The 21817-nt window shown below is 69.4% G+C and carries 20 protein-coding genes, 2 tRNA genes and 2 pseudogenes; 13 read left to right on the top strand and 11 right to left on the bottom strand.

Annotated features, from left to right (window positions below; translation table 11 throughout):
• Window positions 1–187: 187 nt before the first annotated feature.
• Window positions 188–1144, top strand: a complete 957-nt coding sequence (locus tag ACFFJC_RS08250) for a cation diffusion facilitator family transporter (RefSeq protein WP_379487010.1) — start codon at window positions 188–190, stop codon at window positions 1142–1144.
• Between the two features lie 4 nt (window positions 1145–1148).
• Here ACFFJC_RS08250 and ACFFJC_RS08245 read toward each other — a convergent pair whose 3' ends face one another.
• The 3 genes from ACFFJC_RS08245 to clpP all read right to left on the bottom strand — a co-directional run bounded on the left by ACFFJC_RS08245 (window position 1149) and on the right by clpP (window position 4400).
• Complete coding sequence (locus tag ACFFJC_RS08245; RefSeq protein ID WP_379487009.1) at window positions 1149–2003, bottom strand: VOC family protein; 855 nt, start codon at window positions 2001–2003, stop codon at window positions 1149–1151.
• 345 nt (window positions 2004–2348) lie between these two features.
• Entirely contained in the window at window positions 2349–3611 is a 1263-nt protein-coding gene (gene clpX / locus ACFFJC_RS08240) for an ATP-dependent Clp protease ATP-binding subunit ClpX (protein WP_379487008.1), read from the bottom strand.
• Between the two features lie 123 nt (window positions 3612–3734).
• The gene (gene clpP, locus ACFFJC_RS08235; protein WP_379487213.1) at window positions 3735–4400 is read right to left on the bottom strand and encodes an ATP-dependent Clp endopeptidase proteolytic subunit ClpP; all 666 of its coding nucleotides are present in this window, start codon (window positions 4398–4400) and stop codon (window positions 3735–3737) included.
• A gap of 174 nt (window positions 4401–4574) precedes the next feature.
• Here clpP and ACFFJC_RS08230 point away from each other — a divergent pair, with 174 nt between their 5' ends.
• Window positions 4575–6071: an amidase gene (locus ACFFJC_RS08230; protein ID WP_379487007.1), complete on the top strand. Its 1497-nt coding sequence runs from the start codon at window positions 4575–4577 to the stop codon at window positions 6069–6071.
• 91 nt (window positions 6072–6162) lie between these two features.
• Here the strand turns inward: ACFFJC_RS08230 and tig are convergent, their stop codons facing one another.
• Together tig and ACFFJC_RS08220 are read right to left on the bottom strand one after the other, a co-directional pair.
• Window positions 6163–7791, bottom strand: a complete 1629-nt coding sequence (gene tig / locus ACFFJC_RS08225; RefSeq protein WP_379487006.1) for a trigger factor — start codon at window positions 7789–7791, stop codon at window positions 6163–6165.
• Window positions 7792–7868: 77 nt separating this feature from the next.
• Window positions 7869–7953 (bottom strand) — tRNA-Leu (locus tag ACFFJC_RS08220).
• A gap of 143 nt (window positions 7954–8096) precedes the next feature.
• Here ACFFJC_RS08220 and ACFFJC_RS08215 point away from each other — a divergent pair.
• Window positions 8097–8261 (top strand): hypothetical protein, encoded by a 165-nt coding sequence (locus ACFFJC_RS08215; protein WP_379487005.1) that lies wholly within the window; start codon window positions 8097–8099, stop codon window positions 8259–8261.
• Window positions 8262–8282: 21 nt separating this feature from the next.
• Here ACFFJC_RS08215 and ACFFJC_RS08210 read toward each other — a convergent pair.
• Window positions 8283–8368 (bottom strand) — tRNA-OTHER (locus ACFFJC_RS08210).
• 79 nt (window positions 8369–8447) lie between these two features.
• Here ACFFJC_RS08210 and ACFFJC_RS08205 point away from each other — a divergent pair.
• Window positions 8448–9086: pseudogene (locus ACFFJC_RS08205) on the top strand (IS5 family transposase); the annotation flags it as partial.
• 73 nt (window positions 9087–9159) lie between these two features.
• Window positions 9160–9378: a transposase gene (locus tag ACFFJC_RS08200; RefSeq protein ID WP_379487004.1), complete on the top strand. Its 219-nt coding sequence runs from the start codon at window positions 9160–9162 to the stop codon at window positions 9376–9378.
• Window positions 9379–9488: 110 nt separating this feature from the next.
• Here the strand turns inward: ACFFJC_RS08200 and ACFFJC_RS08195 are convergent, their stop codons facing one another.
• Window positions 9489–10088 carry a hypothetical protein gene (locus tag ACFFJC_RS08195; RefSeq protein ID WP_379487003.1) on the bottom strand — a complete coding sequence of 200 codons (600 nt, stop codon included), beginning with the start codon at window positions 10086–10088 and terminating at the stop codon, window positions 9489–9491.
• Window positions 10089–10175: 87 nt separating this feature from the next.
• On the bottom strand, window positions 10176–10421 hold the full coding sequence (locus tag ACFFJC_RS08190) for a hypothetical protein (protein WP_379487002.1): 246 nt from the start codon (window positions 10419–10421) through the stop codon (window positions 10176–10178).
• Window positions 10422–10576: 155 nt separating this feature from the next.
• Here ACFFJC_RS08190 and ACFFJC_RS08185 point away from each other — a divergent pair.
• Window positions 10577–10714, top strand: a pseudogene (locus ACFFJC_RS08185) (IS5/IS1182 family transposase); the annotation flags it as partial.
• Window positions 10715–10768: 54 nt separating this feature from the next.
• Here ACFFJC_RS08185 and sppA read toward each other — a convergent pair.
• Window positions 10769–12673: a signal peptide peptidase SppA gene (gene sppA, locus ACFFJC_RS08180; RefSeq protein WP_379487001.1), complete on the bottom strand. Its 1905-nt coding sequence runs from the start codon at window positions 12671–12673 to the stop codon at window positions 10769–10771.
• Between the two features lie 121 nt (window positions 12674–12794).
• Here sppA and ACFFJC_RS08175 point away from each other — a divergent pair, with 121 nt between their 5' ends.
• Together ACFFJC_RS08175 and ACFFJC_RS08170 are read left to right on the top strand one after the other, a co-directional pair.
• Window positions 12795–13775, top strand: a complete 981-nt coding sequence (locus ACFFJC_RS08175; protein WP_379487000.1) for an aspartate carbamoyltransferase catalytic subunit — start codon at window positions 12795–12797, stop codon at window positions 13773–13775.
• Entirely contained in the window at window positions 13772–15025 is a 1254-nt protein-coding gene (locus tag ACFFJC_RS08170) for a dihydroorotase (RefSeq protein ID WP_379486999.1), read from the top strand. Before ACFFJC_RS08175 ends, ACFFJC_RS08170 begins: the two co-directional genes overlap by 4 nt.
• A 58-nt stretch (window positions 15026–15083) precedes the next feature.
• Here the strand turns inward: ACFFJC_RS08170 and ACFFJC_RS08165 are convergent, their stop codons facing one another.
• Window positions 15084–16382 (bottom strand): tetratricopeptide repeat protein, encoded by a 1299-nt coding sequence (locus tag ACFFJC_RS08165; protein ID WP_379486998.1) that lies wholly within the window; start codon window positions 16380–16382, stop codon window positions 15084–15086.
• A 13-nt stretch (window positions 16383–16395) separates the two neighbouring features.
• Window positions 16396–17118, bottom strand: coding sequence for an AAA family ATPase (locus ACFFJC_RS08160; protein WP_379486997.1), 723 nt, complete (start codon window positions 17116–17118; stop codon window positions 16396–16398).
• A gap of 240 nt (window positions 17119–17358) precedes the next feature.
• Between ACFFJC_RS08160 and ACFFJC_RS08155 the strand changes: the two genes are divergently transcribed.
• The 5 genes from ACFFJC_RS08155 (at window position 17359) to ACFFJC_RS08135 (ending at window position 21778) form a co-directional block, all read left to right on the top strand.
• Window positions 17359–18360, top strand: a complete 1002-nt coding sequence (locus tag ACFFJC_RS08155) for an SPOR domain-containing protein (protein ID WP_379486996.1) — start codon at window positions 17359–17361, stop codon at window positions 18358–18360.
• Entirely contained in the window at window positions 18357–19613 is a 1257-nt protein-coding gene (locus ACFFJC_RS08150; RefSeq protein WP_379486995.1) for a DUF418 domain-containing protein, read from the top strand. The genes ACFFJC_RS08155 and ACFFJC_RS08150 overlap by 4 nt, the downstream gene beginning before the upstream one ends.
• A gap of 68 nt (window positions 19614–19681) precedes the next feature.
• A complete protein-coding gene (locus ACFFJC_RS08145; protein WP_379486994.1) occupies window positions 19682–19876 on the top strand; it encodes a (2Fe-2S)-binding protein in 195 nt (64 codons plus the stop codon).
• A 71-nt stretch (window positions 19877–19947) separates the two neighbouring features.
• The gene (bfr, locus tag ACFFJC_RS08140; RefSeq protein ID WP_379486993.1) at window positions 19948–20427 is read left to right on the top strand and encodes a bacterioferritin; all 480 of its coding nucleotides are present in this window, start codon (window positions 19948–19950) and stop codon (window positions 20425–20427) included.
• 181 nt (window positions 20428–20608) lie between these two features.
• Window positions 20609–21778 carry an AI-2E family transporter gene (locus tag ACFFJC_RS08135; protein ID WP_379486992.1) on the top strand — a complete coding sequence of 390 codons (1170 nt, stop codon included), beginning with the start codon at window positions 20609–20611 and terminating at the stop codon, window positions 21776–21778.
• Window positions 21779–21817 lie beyond the last annotated feature (39 nt).

Raw genomic sequence — 21817 nt, 5'->3', positions numbered from 1 at the left:
CGCCGCTTAGTCTTTTACAATCATGCACTTGCGTGAAAGTTAATCCATCATGGTGCGGCATAAATGCCACGCCGGATTGGAACCGCCGACGCGTCCGCCGCCACCGGGGACGCGGATCCGCCGCGCTGCAGGGTGATGTTACGTCATAGCTTGATACCGCGAGCGTCCTCATGCCACGTGCCGGGCCATGGGCACTGGACACGATCATCACCACGGACACGGGCACCATCACCACGGGCACCACCACTACCACCACGGACCCTCTGCGGCGGCGAACGCCGGGCGGCCGTTCGCGATTGCGGTGGCGCTGAACCTCGCATTCGTCGTCGCGGAAGTCGCGGCGGGGCTCGTGAGCGGCTCGATGGCGCTCCTGGCCGACGCCGGGCACAACCTGTCGGACGTGCTGTCGCTGCTGCTCGGGTGGGCCGCGGCGGTGCTGTCGGCGCGGCCGCCCTCGGAGCGGTTCACCTATGGCCTCAAGAGCTCCTCCATCCTTGCCGCGATCGCCAATGCGGCGCTGCTGTGGGTGGCGGTGGGGGCGATCCTGGTCGAGACCATCCGCCGCCTGAGCGATGCGGCGCCGGTGGCGGGGACGACGATGATGGTGGTCGCCGGCATCGGGATCGCGGTCAACGCGCTGTCGGCCCTGCTCTTCGCTCGCGGCTCGAAGTCGGACTTCAACTTGCGCGCCGCCTTCGTCCACCTGATGGCCGACGCGCTGGTCTCGGTCGGGGTGGTGTTCGCGGGGCTTGTCGTGACCTGGACCGGCTGGACGCTGATCGACCCGCTGGCATCCCTGGCCATCACTTTCGTCATCGGCTGGTCCAGCTGGGGCCTGCTGCGCGACGCCCTGCGCATGGGCATGCTGGGCGTGCCCGAGGGGATCGACGGCGCCAGGGTCCGCGCCTTCCTGGAGGCGCAGCCGGGCGTCGTGCGGGTCCATGACCTGCACATATGGCCGATGAGCACGACCGAGACGGCGCTGACCGCCCATCTCGTCATCCCCGGCGGCCAGCCCGGCGACGCCTTCCTGCGCAGCCTGGCGCACGATCTCGACCACGCCTTCGGGATCGGGCATCCCACCATCCAGGTGGAGACCGACGAGGAGGCGCCCTGCGCGCTGGAGAGCGAGGCGGTGGTCTGACCCGTCAGGCCACGAATTCGTGCCGGGCGCCCAAGAAGTCGTCCGGCTCGATGGCGAAGCCGGCGGTGACGCAGCCCTCGCGCGTGAGGCGCAGCTTGAGCTTGCCTTCGAAGTGCGCGCGCGCCTGCGCCGCGTCGGCGATCCTCCAGGCGAGCGCGTAGATGCCGTTCTGCGGCTTGCTGAGGAACGCGCCGAGCGGGCCGCCGGAGGGATCGTCGGGCTGGAGGAAGGCGACGCGCGTGTCACCCACCTGGAGCAGCACGCGCCGGGCCGGCTGGGGCAGTTCCGTCCGCTCGTCCTCGATCACTGCACCGTCCACCCGTTCGGTGAAGAAGCGCAGCGCCGCCGTGATGTCGGCGGTGACGCAGGCGATGTGATCGAGCCCGGTCACGCCGCAAGCGTGCCCGGCGCCGACCCTCGGGTCCCAGTGACCACGCTCCCAGGGGTCGTTGGGCATCGGCAGCTCGCAGACTTCCAGCAGCACGCCGCCGGTCGATTCGGGCTTCACGAAGAAGAACACGCCGTAGTCGCTCGCGATCGTGCAGCCGGCCTCGCGGAACGCCGCGCTGGCGGCCTTGCCGTCGGCCACCTTGAGCTCGAAGGAGTGGAAGGCCTGGCCCAGCCGCGCCGCCTGCCGCGCGAACGGCTTGGTAAGATCGTCCGGATTGCGCGCTGCCATCGGTTCCACCATGTGGTCCGTCACGTAAAGCAGGGCCGCGTCGCGATCCTCGGCGGGGAAATAGTTCTCGGCGAACACCAGCCCGCCCAGCGCATCCTGGTACAGCAGGCGGCACCGGTCGATGTCGGAGGTGGCATGGATCGTGTGGATCACGCGCGAGACGCGCACCGGTGCGGACATGGCTCTCCCCCTTCTCGTTTGTCGGGAGACTGCGGCCGGGCGCGCCACTTGCCAAGCCGCGCCGCCGCGTCCCGGCGATATCGGCCAGGCGGCCGGGCAGCGGGGCGGGGTTGCGGTGGGTACGCCATGAGGAGCACGTGGCGCTTCCATGCTCTGAGGCTCAGCATGAGCGAGCGTAGTGGGTCTGGGCCTTCGGACCTATCTGGGGAGCGCAGCCGCCCTGCAAGCCCGTCCCTTCCGGCCCCGCTCAGCCTGAGCTTGTCGAAGGCTCCGCGGCGCGACGCAAACGAAAAGACCGCCCGCCTTGCGGCGAGCGGCCCTTTGGGGTTCGGAGCGGTCGCCCGGTCAGGCGGCGGCTTCGGCTTTGTCGCCCTTGAGGACGCGGACCGGTTCCTTGCGGCCGTCCACCACGTCCTTGTCGACCACCACTTCGGCGATGTCACGCTCGGTCGGCAGGTCGAACATGGTGTCGAGCAGCAGGCCCTCGACGATCGAGCGCAGGCCGCGCGCGCCGGTCTTGCGATCGATCGCCTTCTGCGCGATCGCCTCCAGCGCCTCCTCGGTGAACGTGAGTTCCACGTCCTCCAGCTCGAACAGGCGCGCGTACTGCTTGATCAGCGCGTTCTTCGGCTCCTTGAGGATCTTGACCAGCGCCTCGATGTCGAGGTCGTTGAGGGTCGCGATCACCGGCAGGCGGCCGACGAACTCGGGGATCAGGCCGAACTTGAGCAGGTCCTCCGGCTCGGCCTTCTGGAGCAGCTCGCCCACGCGGCGCTTGTCCGGATCGGCGACGTGCGCGCCGAAGCCGATCGAGCGCTTCTGCAGGCGGTCGGCGATGATCTTTTCCAGGCCGGCGAAGGCGCCGCCGCAGATGAACAGGATGTTGGTCGTGTCCACCTGCAGGAATTCCTGCTGCGGGTGCTTGCGGCCCCCCTGCGGCGGCACCGAAGCCGTGGTGCCTTCCATGAGCTTGAGCAGCGCCTGCTGCACACCCTCACCGCTGACGTCGCGCGTGATCGACGGGTTCTCGGCCTTGCGGCTGATCTTGTCGATCTCGTCGATGTAGACGATGCCCTGCTGCGCCTTCTCGACGTTGTAGTCCGAGGCCTGGAGCAGCTTGAGGATGATGTTCTCCACGTCCTCGCCCACGTAGCCCGCTTCGGTCAGCGTGGTGGCGTCGGCCATGGTGAAGGGCACGTCGAACGTCTTGGCGAGCGTCTGCGCGAGCAGCGTCTTGCCCGAGCCGGTCGGCCCGACCAGCAGGATGTTCGACTTCGACAGCTCGACGTCGCCCTGCTTGCCGCTGTGCTTGAGGCGCTTGTAGTGGTTGTGCACCGCCACGGAGAGCACGCGCTTGGCGCGCTCCTGCCCGATCACGTAGTCGTTCAGCGTCTCGCAGATTTCGCGGGGAGAGACGACTTCGCCGTCCTTGCGCCCCGCGATCCCGGCCTTCGTCTCTTCGCGAATGATGTCGTTGCAAAGCTCGACGCATTCGTCGCAGATGAAGACCGTGGGTCCCGCGATCAGCTTGCGCACTTCGTGCTGCGACTTGCCGCAGAAGCTGCAGTAGAGGGTGCTTTTCGCGTCAGATCCGCTCAATTTCGTCATTTTCCGTCTTTGGCCTCCAAACGAGGCGACTCGTCCAGTCTACTCCGCGGGGGACCGGTTTTGCAATCCTAGCGCCAAATGCTTGCGATAGGCTGAAAGTCCGGTTCCGCCGCGTTTACAGGATCAGCCTTCGGCCTTTTCGGCGTCCGGCCGGGTTTCGAACACCTTGTCCACGAGGCCGAACGCCAGCGCTTCCTCGGCCTCAAGGAAGGTGTCGCGGTCCATCGCCTTCTCGATCTCGTCGAGCGACTTGCCGGTGTACTTCACGTAGAGATCGTTCAGGCGGCGGCGCATGCGCAGGATCTCGCGCGCCTGGATCTCGATGTCGGCGGCCATGCCCTGCGCACCGCCCGAGGGCTGGTGGACCATGATGCGGGCGTTGGGCAGCGCGATGCGCATGCCGGGTTCGCCCGCGGCCAGCAGGAAGCTGCCCATCGAGGCGGCTTGGCCGATGCACACGGTCGACACGCGCGGCTTGATGTACTGCATGGTGTCATGGATCGCCATGCCCGCCGTCACCACGCCGCCCGGCGAGTTGATGTACATCGAGATGTCCTTGGACGGGTTCTCCGACTCCAGGAACAGCAGCTGCGCCACGATCAGCGAGGCCATGTGATCCTCGACCTGCCCGGTCACGAAGACGATGCGCTCGCGCAGCAGGCGCGAGTAGATGTCGAACGAACGTTCGCCGCGGCTGGTCTGCTCGACGACCATCGGCACGAGCGCGCCGGTCACGGGGTGGGTGGTGAACTTTCCTTGGGCGTTGGAGGCGCCGAACAGGTCGAGCATGGGAGTCCTCATATGGTTTGCGCCGCCTATGTCGCGTGGCCCGGTCCGATGTTCAAGGGGATTAACGGATCAATCCGGCATCATCGGCCTTGCGGTCCGCACAAGGGAGTTGCGCGCAGGCGCGGGTCCGCGCAGATTCCGGCGCTCGCCACGGGACCCGGGGGACCTGCCAAGATGCACCGAACTGCTTCCATCGGCCTCGCCGCCGCCTGCCTTGCCGCCGCCGGCGTCGCCCAGACGGCGAGCGCGACGGCGCCCGAGACGCCCGCCACCTACCTGGAGCGGATCGCCGCGATCGACGATGCCGGCCCTGCGATCCACGCAGTCGTCGCCATCGCTCCCGACCCGGCGGGCGGGGCGCAGGGCGGGGCGCAGGGCGGGGCGCAGGGCGGGGGCCCGCTCGCCGGACGGGCCGTGCTGGTCAAGGACAACATCGAGACGCGCGACATGCCGACCACCGCCGGCAGCCTGGCGCTGAAGGACAATGCCACCGGCCGCGACGCGCCGCTGGTCGCCCGCCTGCGCGCCGCGGGCGCCGTGATCCTGGGCAAGACCAACCTCTCCGAATGGGCGAACTTCCGCGGCGACCGCTCGTCCAGCGGGTGGAGCGCGGTGGGCGGGCAGACGCGCAATCCCCACGCGCTCGACCGCAGCCCCTGCGGCTCGTCCTCCGGCAGCGGCGCGGCCGTGGCCGCCGGCATGGCCTGGGCCGCGATCGGGACCGAGACCGACGGATCGATCACCTGCCCCGCTTCGGTCGCCGGCGTGGTCGGCTTCAAGCCGACGGTCGGGCTGGTGAGCCGCACCTACATCGTGCCGATCAGCGCCAGCCAGGACACCGCGGGACCGATGACGACGAGCGTGGCGGACGCCGCGATGCTGCTGACCGCGATGGCCGGCACCGATCCGGCCGACCCTGCCACCGCCGAGGCCGGCCGGCACGCCGTGGACTTCGCCGCGGCGCTCTCGGGCGCGAGCCTGCGCGGGGTGCGAGTGGGCGTGCTGCGCGGCCAGGCGGGCACGACGCCCGCGCTGACCGCGGTGTTCGACAAGGCCCTCGCCGACATGAAGGCGGCCGGCGCCGAGATCGTGGACGTCGCGTTCAAGCCGGAGGCGCGGATGGGCGAGGCGGAATACGCGGTCCTCCTCCACGAGTTTCGCAAGGGCATCGACGCCTACCTCGCCGGCCTGCCCGGCCAGCCGCCCGCGCGCGACCTCGCCGGGCTGATCGCCTTCAACAAGGCGCACGCCGATGCCGAGCTGCGCTGGTACGGGCAGGAGATCTTCGAGCAGGCGCTCGCCGCCACCGACGAGGCCGTCTACCGCAAGGCGCGGCAGGACGCGCGACGCCTGGCCGGCACCGAGGGGATCGACGCGCTCCTGGCGAGGCACGAGGTGGACGTGCTGGTGGCGCCGACCACCAGCCCGGCCTGGCCCATCGACCCGCTGCTGGGCGATCACTTCCTGGATATCGGGGCCGGCTCGCTGGCCGCCATCGCCGGCTATCCGCACCTGACGGTGCCGATGGGCGCGGCCGAGGGCCTGCCGGTGGGGCTCTCGTTCATCGCCGGCCGCTGGGACGACGCCAAGGTGCTGCGGGTGGGCGCCGCCTACGAGACGGTGCGCAGCGCCCGGCTGGCTCCGCCTTCGCTGCGGCGCTGGGGCGAGTAGGAGCGCCACCCCGGGTCGGCGGGCCCGAATCGAAACGGCCCGGCGCATCGCTGCACCGGGCCGTTCCTGATGATCCTGCCTGGAAGGGCGATCAGCCCTCCTGTTCGGCGTCCTTGTCAGCGTCCTTGTCGGCGGCCTTCTTCTTGGCCGGAGCCTTCTTGGCGGGCTTCGCCTCGGGCTCGCCCTCGACGGCGTCTTCCGAGCTCTTCGCCGCGGGCTTCTTGGCCGGAGCCTTCTTCGGCTCGGGCTCGCCCTCGACGGCGTCTTCCGAGCTCTTGGCCGCCTTCTTGGCCGAAGCCTTCTTCGGCGCGGCGTCCTCGGCCGAAGCTTCGGCGTCGTCGGCCTTCTTGGCCTTCTTCGCGGAAGCCTTCTTGGCCTCGGCCGGCTTCTCGCCGTCGGTGTCGGCCTCGATCGCGGCCTGCAGTTCCTCGCGGGTCACTTCGCGCTCGGTGACTTCGGCCTTCTCGATGAGGAAGTCGACGACCTTGTCCTCATAGAGCGGCGCGCGCAGCTGGGCGGCCATCATCGGGTCCTGGCGGACGTATTCCATGAAGCGCTGGCGGTCTTCCGGGCGGTACTGCTGGGCGGCCTGCTGCATCAGCATGCCCATTTCCTGCTGGGTCACCTCGACGCCGTTGGCCTGGCCGATCTCGGACAGCAGCAGGCCCAGGCGCACGCGGCGCTCGGCGATCTTGCGGTAGTCGTCCTTCTCGGCCTCGATCTCCGCGAGAGCGGCGGCCGGGTCTTCCTCGTTCTGCGCTTCCTGGGTCAGCTGCTGCCAGATCTGCGAGAACTCGGCCTCGACCATCGTCGGCGGCACGTCGAAGTCGTGGCCGGCGGCGAGCTGGTCGAGCAGCGAGCGCTTCATCGCCGTGCGGGTGAGGCCGGCGGTCTCCTGCTCGAGCTGGCCGCGCAGCAGGCCCTGGAGCTGCTCCAGGCTCTCGAGGCCGAGCTCCTTGGCGAAGTCGTCGTCGATCTTCGATTCGGCGGGAGCCTTCACCTCGTGGACGACGATGTCGAAGGTGGTTTCCTTGCCGGCGAGGTTCTCGGCCGGGTAGTCCTCGGGGAAAGTGACGGTGATGGTGCGCTCGTCACCGGCCTTGGCGCCGGTCAGCTGCTCCTCGAAGCCGGGGATGAAGCGACCCGCGCCGATCACCAGCGGCGCCTTCTCGGCCTTGCCGCCCTCGAACTCGACGCCGTCGAGCTTGCCGGTGAAGTCGATGATGACCTGGTCGCCGTCGGCGGCCTCGCCGTCCTTCGTCTCGAAGCGCTGCTGCTGGCCGGCGATGCGCTCCACCGCTTCGGTCACGGCTTCGTCGGAGACGGGGACGGTCAGCTTCTCGAGCTTCAGGCCCTCGAGCGAAGGCGCCTCGATCTGCGGCAGGATCTCGAGGCTGACGGTCAGCTCGGCGTCCTTGCCCTCCTCGTAGCCCTCGGCCAGCGCGACGTCGGGGTTCATCGCCGGACGCAGCGCCTTGTCAGCCACCAGCTTGTCCATCGCCTCACGGATCGAGGTGTTCAGCGCTTCCTGGTGGATCGCCGGGCCGTGCATCTTCTTGACCAGGTTCGCGGGCACCTTGCCGGGGCGGAAGCCGGGCATGCGCACCTGCGGGGCGATCTTCTCGACCTCGCCTTCGATCTTGGAGGTGATGGTGGTGGCGGGGATGGTCACCGTGTAAGCGCGCTTGAGGCCCTCGTTGGTGGTCTCGACGATCTGCATTTCGAATGCCTTCCTGTGCAATCCAAAGGGCCTCACCGGCCGATTTCGACGCGACTTCCCTCCCCTGGGCGGCGGACTGGTGCGGGCGAAGGGACTCGAACCCCCACATCTTTCGATACTGGTACCTAAAACCAGCGCGTCTACCAGTTCCGCCACGCCCGCATGAGTGAAGCCTGAAACTCAAGGGACGGGCCCTTAATGGTCCGCGCGAAAAAGGGCAAGGGCGGTGAGTCGCGGGGCCTTGCAACGGCTGCGCCGGGTGCCCAAGTGGGACGGTGGAGCGGGGCGAGAGGAGCAAGACGAACATGGCCACCCAGCCCCCCGCCGACAACCCGGGCGACACGCCGGCAGAGTTCCCCATCCCCGGCGACGATCCCGCGGCGCCGGGCGGCCCGGACGAGACGCCGCCCTCGGGTCCGGACTACGACCAGCCCGACAGCACCCCGACTGAACTTCCCCCGCCCGATTAGGTCGTGAACCCATAAATGGGGCGCCAGCGGCAGGGGATCGAACCCGCACCTAAGCCGTAAGCTCAGGATCACTGTGGTGATACGTCTACCAATTCCGTCACGCCGGCCTCGGCGGTTTAGCGCAAAGTAGGGCCTCCCGCCATCAAGGTCCTTTCCTTAGCGCTGGGGAGGTGATTCACGCTCGGCATGAGCCGATACGATTTGACCGACTTCGAATGGCGCGTGATCGAACCGTTGCTGCCCAATAAGCCGCGAGGCGTGCCCCGCGTGGACGATCGCCGTGTTCTGAACGGCATCTTCTGGGTGCTACGCTCCGGTGCGCCTTGGCGCGATCTGCCCGAACGATACGGCCCACGTACGACCTGCTACAACCGCTTTGTCCGATGGCGGAAAGCCGGGGGTGTGGGATCGGATGATGGACGCTATCACCGCCGCGCACGACGGTGACATCCAGATGATCGACAGCACTTCCGTTCGCGCCCACCAACAGGCCGCGACGGCAAAAAGGGGGATCGAGATCATTGTCTCGGTCGTTCCCGAGGCGGCCTCACGACCAAAATCCACGCGGTCGTCGACGGACAAGGCCTCCCGATCCGGCTGAGCCTGGCCGCTGGGCAAAGCCATGATGGGCAAGCAACTGACGATCTGCTTGCTCACGTTGCCGCTGGAACAATCGTTCTGGCGGACAAGGCCTATCATGCCGATCGCATCCGTTCGGCTCTTCGTGAGAAGGGGGCGTTCGCCAACATCCCGCCTAAGGCCAATCGCCGCTGGAAACCTTACTTCAGCAGGTGGCTCTACCGCGAGCGGAACCTGATCGAGCGTAAGCGGAGCCTGAGCCCCACCTTGCGAGTATGATCTGCAAAGCCGAGTCTCACCGCCTTTAATTGGGGCGGAGATGGCTGGTGCTATGACGATGTCATATGATGATGCTGGTACTAGCGGGGCTCAGCGGCTTGAGATCTTCACGGGCGCGGGCAAGCGCCGGGATTGGCCGCCTGAGGTAAAGGTCTCGATCGTCGCTGAGAGCTACTCGGGCCAGGAGTCTATCAGCGCTGTGGCGCGCAGGCATGCGATGTATCACCCGGCCATAAGCCGCAGAACTCCGCCTTTTTAGCGAGCGACACGACGCCCTGAAGGCCATGAGTAACAACCACCGCACGAGCCCGCGAGTGCGCCCGTCAACGACAGCGAAGGCGGGCCAACTGACCGCCCGTTTTCCTGCCCTCAACCTGATTTAGGGATAGCCTGGTGCACTGAGACATTCAGCCTAAATGCTTCCTCATCCTTTCGAGGTGAGTCTTCGCTTAGGATATCATCCGGCCCGCTGTATCGAATGATGAAGGTGACATCCGCATTCTCAACAACGCACACGTCGCTGGCGCGCGCGCCGATGAACTTCATGTGATCCGTGACAGAGAGTTTAGGATAGTCGATCACTCGCGCCGGATCGATGCTGGACTTCGCCCGCAATCCCTTTACCGCGACCGCACATAAACGGATTGCGAGATCGCGCGCAGCCCCACGGGTCAAGCGCTCTGAGCCGGTGTCGCTATCTAATGTGCCAATACGATTGTAGTCACGATTGCTCCCGTCTCCCAGACCATCTGGCGAGTAGCCGGAGTTTAAATATGTCGTTGAGTTATATCCGCCTGGATGGAGCTCAATTTCCTCGCTTCCCAAATCCAGCTTCAGGACATGAGGCGTCCCGATGGTCACTACAAAGGGACTCCCGTCAGTCCTGATCTGCGGCGATAATTGCTTGTAGAGGCGCTCGGACACCATCTCCCGCAGATTCATTCCCGGTGCAAAGCGAACTGTTTCCATGGATTCACCCGATTGCCCATTGGTCGCACCACAGGCGGTTAGCGCGAGCAGCGCCGCACCAACATGATATCTTGCCGCAACCATCGATCAGGTTCCGCCGCCCGGCGTTGGCTTCCAGCGAGGCTGATTCTGCTGCCACACATCGCCAAAGAAGTGCTGCATCGCGTTCTGTCCATATGTTGAGAGCGGCGAAGGTTTGAACACATTCTGATACATGAAGTCGAACCCATTGCGCGCAATGCCGACACGATAATCAAGGTCCCAAGCCCCGCCGGTCAGGCCGTCTGGAGTTCTTATGTCACCGAGCGGCGAATGAATGTCCGTATCGAGCATGCCGATACCCTGCATAGCCTGCGCTGCAAATCTCAGGACAGGGTCATCCCACATCGGTTGCAGTTGCTGCTTCTCGAATACACCTATGCGGAAAGCAGCCTCCCTACCCAACATGGCGCCTTCACTGCCTCCAAGCCTGTCGGCCCGCGCTTGCGATCGAGCGCTTCTTCTCCAAGCTGAAGCACTTCCGCAGGATCGCAACCCGCTACGACAAGTTGGCCGAGAACTTTCTCGCAATGGTCCAACTCGCCTCAATGCGCCTGTGGCTCCGCGCTCATGAGTCTACGGCCTAACCCTGGCTGGGGCCGGGGCCCATTGGGGTCCCGGCTCCACCGCACGGCTGGGGCCTACTTCCAGCCCACCAGCCGCGCGAGCATGGCCAGGGACGAGCCTTCGGGGGCCGGCCTGGCGAGGCTGCGATAGTCGGGGCTGGCCGCGCATTCCAGGCAGTACGCCTGCACGCCCCGGGCGCCGAGCAGCCCCTCCACCCGAGCCAGCGCCTGGCGCTGGTGCAGTTGCTGGCGCAGCGCCACCAGCGCGGCGAAGTCGGTGGCCTCGGCCGCGGCCTGCTCCTGCGTACCCGAGGCGAAGCTCTCCAGCATCGCCGTGAACGGGTCCTCCTCGTCCTCCAGGTATTCGGCATGCCACTTGCCGTTGCCGACGCCGCCGAGCCGGGCCGCATGGGCGAGCGCGGCGTCGAGCCCGCCCATCTGGTCCACCAGCCCGATCCGCTGCGCCTCCGCGCCCGGCCAGACGCGGCCCTGCGCGATCGCGTCCACTTGCTGCGGGGTCTTGCCCCGCGCCTTGCCGACGATGCCGAGGAACTTGCCGTAGATGTCCTCGACCGAGCCCTGCATCAGGCCATCGACTTCGGGCGAGAAGCCGCCCAGCACGTCGGGCTGCGCGGACAACGGGGTGGTGCCCACCCGGTCGCTGGTCAGGCCGAAGTCCGCCAGCGTCTTCTCGAAGCTGGTGATGACCGCGAAAACGCCGATCGAGCCGGTGATCGTGGCCGGCTCGGCGAACACGCGCTGGCCTGGGGTGGCCACCCAGTAGCCGCCGCTCGCCGCCATCGAGCCCATCGAGACCACCACCGGGATCTTCGCCTCGCGCCAGCGCGCCAGGGCGCGCCGGATGCGTTCGGAGGCCATGACCGAGCCGCCGGGGGAATCGATGCGCACGACGAGCGCCTTCATCCCGTCCTCGCGGTTCTCGTCGAGGAGGCGGGCGATGCGGTCGCCGCCCGCCGTGCCGGGCCCGGCATCGCCGTCGACGATCTCCCCGGCGATGGTGATGACGCCGATCGCCGCGCCGTCCTTCGCAACCGGGTTCGCCGCCAGCCAGGTGTCGAGCCCGGTATGGGCGTACTTGGGGGCGTCGTCGTCCGGGCGGGACACCGACGACGCGCCGGCGATCTCCTCGACCCGGGCATCGAACTCGGTCTTGTCGCCGATGCGGTCGATCAGCCCCGCCGCCTTCGCCGCCTGCGCCATGTCTCCGCCTGCCGCGCGCATCCAGGCGACCGGGTCGCCCGTCATGCGGTCGAGCCGCGCCTTGGGCCGGGCGCGGGCGATCTCGGCGCGGTAGGCGTCCCACTGCGCATCAAGCACGAACTGCAGGTCTTCCCGCGCCTCGGGCGACAGGTCGGCTCGCATGTAGGGCTCGACCGCGCTCTTGTAGGTGCCGACGCGGTAGACGTGGGCGTTCACCTTGAAGCGATCGAACAGGCCCTTGTAGAACAGCAGGCTGCCGCCGGGGCCGCCGACGAAAGCGCCGCCCATCGGATCCACCCACGCCTCGCTGGCATGGGCGGCGAGCTGGACGCCGTCGTCGGCATAGACGTTCGCGTAGGCGAGCACCGGCTTGCCCGCCTTGCGGACGGCGTCCATGGCCTCGCCGATCTCGTGCAGGTGGACGTAGCGGCCCCCCAGGAAGCGCGAGAGATCGAGCACGACGACCTTGATCCGCTTGTCCCCCGCGGCCAGTCGCAGGGCCCGCGCGACGTCGCGGACCTGGAACTCGCGCACTTCGCCGCCCGAGGCGAGCAGCAGCGCGAAGGGATCGGCTTTCGCCTTCTCTTCCACGACGGTGCCGTCCAGCCGGAGCAGCAGCGCTCCGTCCTCGACCTGCCCGGGCGCCGGGCGCGCAGCCAGCGCGACGTAGATCAGACCAAAGAAACCGACCAGGAACAGCAGCGCCAGCGCATCCTTGACGGCCACCAGCAGCTTCCAGACCTTGCGCGCGAATCTCATGAACCGACCTGCCTTTCCCATCCGCCTTACCTGCTGTGCCGCCTTGTAGGAAAGGGCCGGGGCATAAAGCCGCGCAATGCGCTTGAGCGTCGGGCCGCGCAGCCCTAGAGCGTGGTCTTCGATGAACGCTCCAGAATACACCTATCCGGACGGCGCCCTCGCCTTCCCGCACCGCGGCCTGGTGGGCATCGCCGGCCTCGCCCCGCACGAGATCTGGTTCCTCCTCGACGAGGCGGAGCAATGGGTCGCGATGAACCGGGAGGCGCAGAAGCGGCGCGAGCTGCTCTCGGGCCTGACGATCATCAACGCCTTCTTCGAGAACTCCACGCGCACGCTGCTGAGCTTCGAGATCGCCGGCAAGCGCCTGGGCGCCGACGTCGTCAACATGGCGGTGGCGACGTCGAGCGTGAAGAAGGGGGAGACCCTGATCGACACCGCGATGACGCTCAACGCCATGCGCGCCGACGCCATCGTCATCCGCCACGCCAGCTCGGGCGCGGTGCAGCTGATCGCCGACAAGGTGGACTGCCCGGTGCTCAACGCCGGCGACGGACAGCACGAGCACCCCACCCAGGCGCTGCTCGACGCGCTCACCATCCGTCACGCCAAGCGCGCCTTCAACGGCCTGCGCGTGACGATCTGCGGCGACATCCTGCACAGCCGCGTGGCGCGCTCCAACATCCTGTGCCTCAACTCGCTGGGCGCCGAAGTGCGCGTCTGCGCCCCGCCGGCGCTGATGCCGGCCGACATCGAGCGGATGAACGTCCAGGTGTTCCACGATTTCGACGCGGCGCTGAAGGGCGCGGACGTGGTGATGATGCTGCGCCTGCAGATGGAGCGGATGGAGGGCCAGTTCATCCCCTCGCCGCGGGAATACCGCCACCTCTACGGCCTCACTCTCGAGCGGCTGGAGAAGGCGGAACCCGATGCCCTGGTCATGCACCCGGGCCCGATGAACCGCGGGATCGAGATCGACAGCAACGTCGCCGACCACGTCGAGCGCTCGCTCATCACCGCGCAGGTGGAGATGGGCGTGGCGATCCGCATGGCCTGCCTGGACGTGCTGACCCGCCGGGGCCGCAAGGTGGAGGGCTGGGCATGAGCACGCAGCCCCCCCTCACCATCACCGGCGGCCGCCTGCTGCTGCCCGACGGCCGTATCGAGGCGGGCGCGATCCGCTGCGAGGGTGGGTTCATCGCCGCGCTCGGGCCCCAGGTGCAGGCGCAGGCGGGCGACACCGTCCACGACGCGCGCGGCCTGCTGGTGGCACCGGGGCTGGTCGACGTCGGCGTCTTCGCGATCGACAAGCCCGCGTTCCACTTCGGCGGCGTCACCCGCGCCGCGCTGATGCCGGACCAGAATCCGCCGCTCGACGTGTCGGCGCGCGTGCGCTTCGCCGCGCAGTCGGGCAAGCCGGACTTCTGGGTCCACCCCCTTGCCGCCGCCACGCAGGGGCTGCGCGGCGAAGCGCTGGCCGAGATCGCGATGATGCGCGATGCCGGTGCGAGGGCGGTCGCCACCGGCCGCCGCTGGATCGGCGATTCGGGCACGATGCTGCGGCTGCTGCAGTACACCGGCATGCTGGGCATGGTCGTCATCGCCCATGCCGAGGACGCGGGAATCGTCGGCAACGCGGTCGCCACCGCCGGCGAGATGGCGACGCGTCTCGGACTGCCGAGCGCCCCCGCCCGGGCCGAGGCGCTGGCCATTGCCCGCGACATCGCGCTGGCCGAGATGGCGGGCGCGGCGATCCACTTCCGCAACGTCACCACCGCTGCCGGGCTCGACCTGGTGCGCACCGCCAAGGCTCGTGGGGTACGCGTGACGGCGGGCGTGAGCCCGGCCTACTTCATGCTCTCCGACCTCGCGATCGGGGCGTTCCGCACCTTCACCCACCTCTCGCCCGCGCTGCGCTGCGAGGAGGATCGCCAGGCCGTGGTCGCCGCCATCGCCGACGGCACCATCGACATCGTCGCTTCCAGCCACGACCCGCGCGGGCCGGAGGACAAGCGCCTGCCGTTCGCCGATTCGGCGCCCGGGATGTCGGGCGCGGAGACGCTGCTGCCGCTGACGCTGAGCCTGGTGCGCGACGGCGTGATCGACATGGGCCGCGCCTTCGACCTGCTCGCCGTCAACCCTGCGCGGCTGCTGGGGGTCGACGCCGGGCGGCTCGCGGTCGGCGCGGAAGCGGACATCGCGGTGATCGACCCCGAGCGGCCGTGGATCGTCAATTCGGACAAGATGGCGGCCAGCGCCGGCAACACCCCGTTCGACCGCCAGCCCGTGCAGGGACGGGTGCTGGCGCTGTTCAAGGGCGGCGCGGTCGTGCGCAGCAAGAGGTCCGGCCGCTAAGCGGCCCCGCCAGGACACCCCCGGGCCGCTTCTCCGAATACCGTCCGGGACGCGGAGCTCAGCGCCCCGCGAGCCGCCCGCGACGACCCGCGCCGACGGTGCCGGGTGCCGGGCGACCCGACTGATACGCGAAGCAGTCGCCTCCGCTCTGCCGGACGCGGGAGCACATCGACTCCGCCGCCCCGCGCGCGAAGCCCTCGGCGGCGACGCGGAAGTAGCGGCGGCCGTGGACTTCGGCCTCGGTGATGCGCAAGGCGTGGCCGCGCAGCGCGGGATTGCGGCGCTGGTAGATGCCCCAGGCGCGCTGCGCCCCCTCCCGGGTGGTGAACGATTCGAGCTGCACCAGATGCGCGCCGCGCTCCCCGGTCTGCTGCCCGGCCTGCCGCTCCTTCTGCTGCCCCGTCTGCTCCCCGGCCTGCTCTCCCGCCTGCTCCCTGCGCGGCGCCGCATGCGCGGCGATGCCCTCGGCAAAGGCGCGCTCGATGGCGCTGCGGACCGGAGGCACAGCGGCGGGTTGCGGTGCAGGCTCGGGCTCCTCGCCAGGCGCGGGAGCCCCCGCCCCCGCGGCAGGCAGCTCCGCCACGGGCGCGGCGAGCGCGGTGCGCGGTGCATGGTCGAACCCGGCCAACGCCAGCGCCACCGGCTGGCCCGGGTCCGCGCGCAGCGGCGCCCCGATCAGGCTCGCCACGCGTGCCTGCCCCAGGCCGGGCCGGGCGCGGGCGGCCCACTCGCCCATGCGGGCGTCGAGCTGGTCGGGCGGAACGTCCTGCGAGGCGATCACTCGCGCTTCGGCCCAGCGGCCGTCCAGCGCGTAGGCATAAGCAAGGTTCTGGCGCAGCTTGGGCGTGTTCTCCCCCGCGCGCACCGCGTCCGACAGCACCGCCACCGCCTCGGCCGGGCGGCCCGCCAGCGCGACGGCCAGGCCGTAGTCGCTCGCCGGAAGCGCCCGGCGCCAGCGCCCCAGCACGTCGAGCGCCTCCGCATTGCGCTCCGCGCCGACATAGGACAGGGCGAGGCCCAGTCCGGTGCGCGGGCTCCTGTCGCCCAGCGCGACCGCGTCCTCGAACGTGGTGGCGGCCGCGCCGAAGCGGCCCGCGGCGAGGTAGGCCTGCGCCAGCGCGCTGCGGGCGGCCGCGGCGCGAGGCGTCTTGGCCACCCGCCCCTCGGCCCGGACGACAGCCTCATCGGCTGCGGCGCCGACATCGTCGCCGGGCTGCGCACCGGCGGTCGGAGCGTTGCCGGCGCCGGCCAGCGGCGTCTGCCCGGTACACCCGGCCAGCAGCGCGGCGACCATCGCCGAGCACAGCGTGAAGCGCGGGGTGCGTGCGTTGTGTGCGTTGTGTGCGTTGCGGTCCATCATCCAACTCCGTTCACGCTGCGGGGGCACGGCGGCCGAACCCGCCCGCGGGCCGCAGCGCGCCGGGCGGCAAGGGCTGCCCCGTCGGCGCGGCGGCGAACACCGTGCGCCGGAAGTTCCTGTCGAGCCGGTCGGCCACGGCGTCCCACAAGATCGCGATCTCCTGCGCCGAGCGCCCGTCGGGATCGACGTCCATCACCGTGCGGCCGTCGATCATCGAGGCCGCAAAGTCGGTGCGCTGGTGAATCGTCACCGGAGCGACGGTGCCGTGCCGCGACAGCGCCGACGCGGCCGCGGCCGTGATCCGCGCCTTGGCGGTGGCCGCGTTGACGACGAAGACCACCGGCTTGCCCGCGCGCTCGCACAAGTCCACCGTGGCGCCGACCGCGCGCAAGTCGTGCGGGCTGGGCCGCGTCGGCACGACGACCAGGTCGGCCAGCGAGATCACCGTCTGGATCGCCAGCGTGATCGCCGGGGGAGTGTCGATCACCGCCAGCTTGAAGCCCTGCTGCCGCAGCGTCTGCAGATCGGCGGCGAGCCGCGCCACGCTGGTCTGGGCGAAGGCCGGATGCTCCGCCTTGCGCTCGTTCCACCAGTCCGCCAGCGAGCCCTGCGGGTCGGTGTCGATCAGCACCACCGGTCCCGCGCCGATGCGCTGAGCCTGCACGGCTAGGTGGCCCGCCAGCGTGGTCTTTCCGGAGCCGCCCTTCTGCGATGCCAGTGCCAGTACGCGCAAGATCGACCCCTGTTACCGGGAAGCCGCGGAGGCGTTTCCCAAGAGCCGACATCCCAGATCGTTCCTAATTTCCGGTTAAGCGGGTATTGTGCGGCGGGCGCGCGGTTCCGCGGGATCGCGCCGGCGGCATCCAGGAGGCGCGCGCATGGTCCACGGCCTGTTAACTGTTTTCGCTTACCCGGGGGGCTACCCCGCGACGGGGCCGAACCGGATGGGAACGACGTGAACAGGCCAGGATCGATGTTGCGCGCGGGCGTCCTGGCGCTCGCCCTGGTGGTCTCGACACCCGTCCCGGTGCTGGCGGACGTGAAGGCCGGCGTGGACGCCTGGTCGGCGGGGGACTACGCCGGGGCGGTGCGCGAGTGGCAGCCGCTTGCCGAGCAAGACGATGCCGATGCCCTGTTCAACCTGGCGCAGGCCTACAAGCTGGGGCGGGGCGTGCCGATGGACATTGCCCGGGCCGAGGATCTCTACGGCAGGGCGGCGGCGAAAGGCCACCTCCAGGCTGCGGACACTTACGGCGTCCTGCTGTTCCAGCGCGGCGAGCGTACGCGCGCCCTGCCCTACCTCGAAGCCTCCGCAGCACGGGGAGACCCGCGCGCGCAGTACATCCTGGGAGTGGCGCACTTCAACGGCGACATCGTGCCCAAGGACTGGGTGCGCGGCTATGCGCTCGCCAGCCTGGCCGGGCAGGCCGGGCTGCCGCAGGCCGCCGGGGCGCTGGCCCAGATGGACGCGCACATTCCGCTCGCCGACCGGCAGAAGAGCGTGATCCTGGCCCAGCAGATCGCCGCGCAGGCGCAGGCCAACCGGCAGCGCCTGAACACCTCCGCCGAACTCGGCACGCGGCTCGCGGTCGCGGAGCCCGCGCCGCGCGGCGGTGCGCAGGCGCAGGGCACCGCCGTCCAGCCGCTCCCCGCCCCGAGCGCCGCGCCCAAGCCGGCACCGTCCGCGCGCAAGCCCGCCGCGCCGCCCGCGCCCCGGCCCACGGTGCGGCCCGCCATCGCTCCGGCAGGGCCCTGGGGGGTGCAGCTCGGCGCCTTCGGGGTGGCCGGCAACGCCGAGGCGCTTTGGGCGCGGGTCAGGGCTCGGCCCGAGCTCGCCGGCCATCCCCGGGCGCTCGTGCCGGCGGGCAAGCTGACCAAGCTGCAGGCCACCGGCTTCGCCTCGCGCGCCGCGGCCGAGGCGGCCTGCGCGCGCCTCACCGCCGGCGGCCTCGGGTGCCTGCCGGTCCGGGATTGACCCTGCCCGCTCCGGAGGAGGCGGCGCCTCGCCCCGCACCGCGGCTGCCCACGCTCGACCTGATCCGCGGCGTCGCGGTGCTCGGCATCCTGGCGATCAACATCGCCGGGTTCGCCGGCCCGATGGTGGGGACGACCACGCCCAACCTGCCCGTCGCCGCCAGCCCCGCCGACGAGGCTGCCTGGGCCTTCGGGTTCCTGCTGTTCGAGGGCAAGATGCGGGCGCTGTTCTCGCTGCTGTTCGGCGCCGGGCTGGTGCTGTTCTGGGAACGCGCCGAGGCGTCCGGCCGCAATGGCGACGTGCTGCAGCTGCGGCGGCTCACCTGGCTGCTGGTGTTCGGCGTGCTGCACTACCTGCTGCTGTGGTGGGGCGACATCCTGTTCGTCTATGCCCTTTGCGGCATCGCCGCGCTGCTGCTGCGGCCGCTGCGCAGCCGCGCGCTGCTGGCGCTGGCGCTGGGCCTCTACTACGGCTGGCACGTCTGGGGCATGCTCGACGCGGCGGCGGCGATCGAAGCCGAGACCGCCGCGCGGCAAGGCACCGCCTCGCCCGGGCAGCTCGCGCTGGTGGCCCAGCGAATGGGGCCCATCCGCGCGTGGGCGGCGCAGGAGCTGCGCGAGGCGACCATGGGGTACTTTCAGCTCCTGCAGGTCAAGCTCTCCGAACGCCCGCTCTGGCAGGTGCAGATGGCGAGCGGGGCGTTCTCCGAGACCCTGCCGCTGATGCTGATCGGGATGGTGTGCTATCGCCGCGGCTTCTTCGACGGACGCCTCCCGCGCAAGCGGCTGGCGGAGATCGCCATCGCCTGCACCCTCGCCGCTCTGGTGCTGACGGCGATGTTCCTGGGCTGGGCCTGGCCGCGGCACTTTCCGCCGATCGCGATGGGGGCGGCACTCGCCTGGGGCCTGGCGATGCCGCACCTGCTCGGCGGCGTGGGCTACGCCGGCCTGCTCGCGCTTGCCGCGCCGCGGCTGGCGCGGACCGCGCTGGGCGCGCGCCTGATCGCGGCCGGGCGCATGGCCTTCAGCAACTACCTGCTCACCAGCCTCGTCATGACCTTCGCGTTCTACGGCTGGGGCTTGGGCCTCTACGGGCGCGTTCCGGAGCGGGAACAGTGGCTCTTCGTGCTCGGCGGCTGGGCCCTCATGCTGGGCTGGAGCGGGCCGTGGCTGCGCCGCTTCCGGCGCGGTCCGCTGGAGTGGCTGTGGCGCTGCCTGGTGGAGCGTACGGTGCTTCCCAACCGCATGCGATAAACCGAAACAAACGCTATTGCGATCCATTCGCACTCGCATATATTGGCGAGGGAGAGAAGGATTCGCACATGTACGTCTGCATCTGCAATGCCATCCGCGAAACCGAGCTTCGCTGCGCGGCCCGCCGCTGCCGCGGCGATGCCGAAGCCATCTACGGCGCGCTCGGCCGCACGCCGCAATGCCGCCAGTGCCTCGACGAGGCCGAAGACATCATCGCCGACGAACTCATGTCGGCCGGAACGGGAATCGCTGTCGCCGCCTGACCATGACCTGACTTGCTCCCCCCGTCATTGCTGACTATACGCCGCGGCTCACACACAGGAGATTCCGCGCGATGAAGGGCGACCCGCAGGTTATCGATTTTCTGAACAAGGCGCTGTTCAACGAGCTGACCGCGATCAACCAGTACTGGCTGCACTATCGCATGCTCCACCACTGGGGCATCCGGAAGCTGGCCGAGTACGAGCGGCACGAATCGATCGACGAGATGAAGCATGCGGACGTCCTCGCCGACCGCATCCTGTTCCTCGGCGGCCTCCCCAACTTCCAGGCGCTCGGCAAACTGCGCGTGGGCGAGAGCGTCGAGGAGATCCTGCGCGCCGACCTCGCGCTGGAGCACGACGCCATCCCGCTCCTCAAGGAAGCCATCGCCCATTGCGAGGCGGTCCGCGACTTCGTGAGCCGCGAGATCTTCGAGCGCATCCTGGAGAGCGAGGAGGAGCACGTGGACTTCCTCGACACCCAGTTCGACATGATCGAGCGCATGGGCATCCAGAACTACTGCCAGCTCCAGAGCAAGCCCGCCGAGGACTGAGTCCGCACCTTTCGGTCGTGCAAGGGCCCGCCGCTGCGCCTCTCGCGAGGATGCAGCGGCGGGCCTTGCGCGTTCTGCCGCCGTCCCCTCGCCCGCCGACGAGGGAACCCTCGATCGCGCCGCCGTTTATGCTAAGCGACGCCGGGGCGCAGTGCCGCGTCGTGAAGTGCGAGGGGGAAGCATGAAGTCATCGTCCACGGAACCTGTCGCGCGGAGCGGCCTGGAACTGGAGGACATCGGCTTCGCCGTCCTCGTCGTCCTCATCTCCCTTGCCGGCGCGTACCTGCTCACCCCGTACTTCGGCGCGGTGCTGTGGGGCGTGGTGGCGGCGATCATGTTCCAGCCGCTCACCGCCCGGCTTGCCGAGCGCATGGGCGGGCGCAAGAACCTCGCCACCGCGATCGTCCTGTTCGGCCTCATCGCGCTGCTGGTGGTGCCCACGATCCTGCTGGGCATCAGCCTCGTCAACGAGGCGACCGCGCTCTACGGCAAGATCGCCAGCGGGCAGATCGACTTCGGGCGCATCTTCCAGCAGCTCCTCGGCGCCCTGCCCTCGCGCCTCCGCGGCTTCCTGGCGGAATACGACCTCACCAACTTCGATTCGATCCGCCGCCAGTTCGGGTCGAGCATCACCAGCGGCCTGCAGACCGTCGCCGGCCGCGTGCTGACGGTGGGCCAGGGCGCGCTGAGCTTCGTGGCGGCGCTGGGCGTCATGCTCTACCTCAGCTACTTCCTCCTGCGCGACGGCGAACGCTATGGCGAGATGGTGCGCACCAGCCTGCCGCTGCGGCCCGAGACGCGGGACTCGCTGATCGAGAACTTCCTGCTGGTGGTGCGCGCGACGATGCGCGGCACGGTGGTCGTGGCCGTGGTGCAGGGCTTCCTGGGCGGCGTGCTGTTCTCGGCCCTGGGGATCGAGGGCGCGCTGATCTGGGGCGTGATGATGGGCTTCTTCTCGCTGCTGCCCGCCGTGGGCACCGGCATCATCTGGGTGCCCGTGGCGATCTACCTGTTCGCCACCGGCGACACCGGCAAGGCCGCGATCGTGGTGTTCTGCGGCGTCTTCATCATCGGCATGGTGGACAACGTGCTGCGCCCGATCCTGGTCGGCCGCGACACCCGCATGCCCGACTTCGTGGTGCTGATCGCGACGCTGTCCGGGCTGGAGCTGTTCGGGCTCAACGGCTTCATCATCGGGCCGGTGATCGCCGCGCTGTTCATCGCCGTGTGGAACCAGCACCGCGACCAGCGCCAGGCCAAGGTCGAGACGGCCCAGGGCGCGCCGGTGCCGGTCCAGACCGAGGCGCTGGCGGCGCGCGCGGCGGAGGAGGCGGTCGCGCATCCCTCCTGATGTCGGGTACGGGGCGCGCGGGCTTCTTCCGCGCCGCCC

The organism is Novosphingobium soli (genome assembly GCF_042432915.1).
In the GTDB taxonomy this organism is placed as follows: Bacteria; Pseudomonadota; Alphaproteobacteria; order Sphingomonadales; family Sphingomonadaceae; genus Novosphingobium; species Novosphingobium soli.
This window is presented reverse-complemented; position numbering and strand designations above follow the sequence as displayed.

Coding starts and splice junctions, on each gene's coding strand:
- ACFFJC_RS08250 (WP_379487010.1), top strand. CDS start 188: ATGGGCACTGGACACGATCATCACCACGGACACGGGCACCATCACCAC.
- ACFFJC_RS08245 (WP_379487009.1), bottom strand. CDS start 2,003: ATGTCCGCACCGGTGCGCGTCTCGCGCGTGATCCACACGATCCATGCC.
- clpX (WP_379487008.1), bottom strand. CDS start 3,611: ATGACGAAATTGAGCGGATCTGACGCGAAAAGCACCCTCTACTGCAGC.
- clpP (WP_379487213.1), bottom strand. CDS start 4,400: ATGCTCGACCTGTTCGGCGCCTCCAACGCCCAAGGAAAGTTCACCACC.
- ACFFJC_RS08230 (WP_379487007.1), top strand. CDS start 4,575: ATGCACCGAACTGCTTCCATCGGCCTCGCCGCCGCCTGCCTTGCCGCC.
- tig (WP_379487006.1), bottom strand. CDS start 7,791: ATGCAGATCGTCGAGACCACCAACGAGGGCCTCAAGCGCGCTTACACG.
- ACFFJC_RS08215 (WP_379487005.1), top strand. CDS start 8,097: ATGGCCACCCAGCCCCCCGCCGACAACCCGGGCGACACGCCGGCAGAG.
- ACFFJC_RS08200 (WP_379487004.1), top strand. CDS start 9,160: ATGGCTGGTGCTATGACGATGTCATATGATGATGCTGGTACTAGCGGG.
- ACFFJC_RS08195 (WP_379487003.1), bottom strand. CDS start 10,088: ATGGAAACAGTTCGCTTTGCACCGGGAATGAATCTGCGGGAGATGGTG.
- ACFFJC_RS08190 (WP_379487002.1), bottom strand. CDS start 10,421: ATGCTCGATACGGACATTCATTCGCCGCTCGGTGACATAAGAACTCCA.
- sppA (WP_379487001.1), bottom strand. CDS start 12,673: ATGAGATTCGCGCGCAAGGTCTGGAAGCTGCTGGTGGCCGTCAAGGAT.
- ACFFJC_RS08175 (WP_379487000.1), top strand. CDS start 12,795: ATGAACGCTCCAGAATACACCTATCCGGACGGCGCCCTCGCCTTCCCG.
- ACFFJC_RS08170 (WP_379486999.1), top strand. CDS start 13,772: ATGAGCACGCAGCCCCCCCTCACCATCACCGGCGGCCGCCTGCTGCTG.
- ACFFJC_RS08165 (WP_379486998.1), bottom strand. CDS start 16,382: ATGGACCGCAACGCACACAACGCACACAACGCACGCACCCCGCGCTTC.
- ACFFJC_RS08155 (WP_379486996.1), top strand. CDS start 17,359: ATGTTGCGCGCGGGCGTCCTGGCGCTCGCCCTGGTGGTCTCGACACCC.
- ACFFJC_RS08145 (WP_379486994.1), top strand. CDS start 19,682: ATGTACGTCTGCATCTGCAATGCCATCCGCGAAACCGAGCTTCGCTGC.
- bfr (WP_379486993.1), top strand. CDS start 19,948: ATGAAGGGCGACCCGCAGGTTATCGATTTTCTGAACAAGGCGCTGTTC.
- ACFFJC_RS08135 (WP_379486992.1), top strand. CDS start 20,609: ATGAAGTCATCGTCCACGGAACCTGTCGCGCGGAGCGGCCTGGAACTG.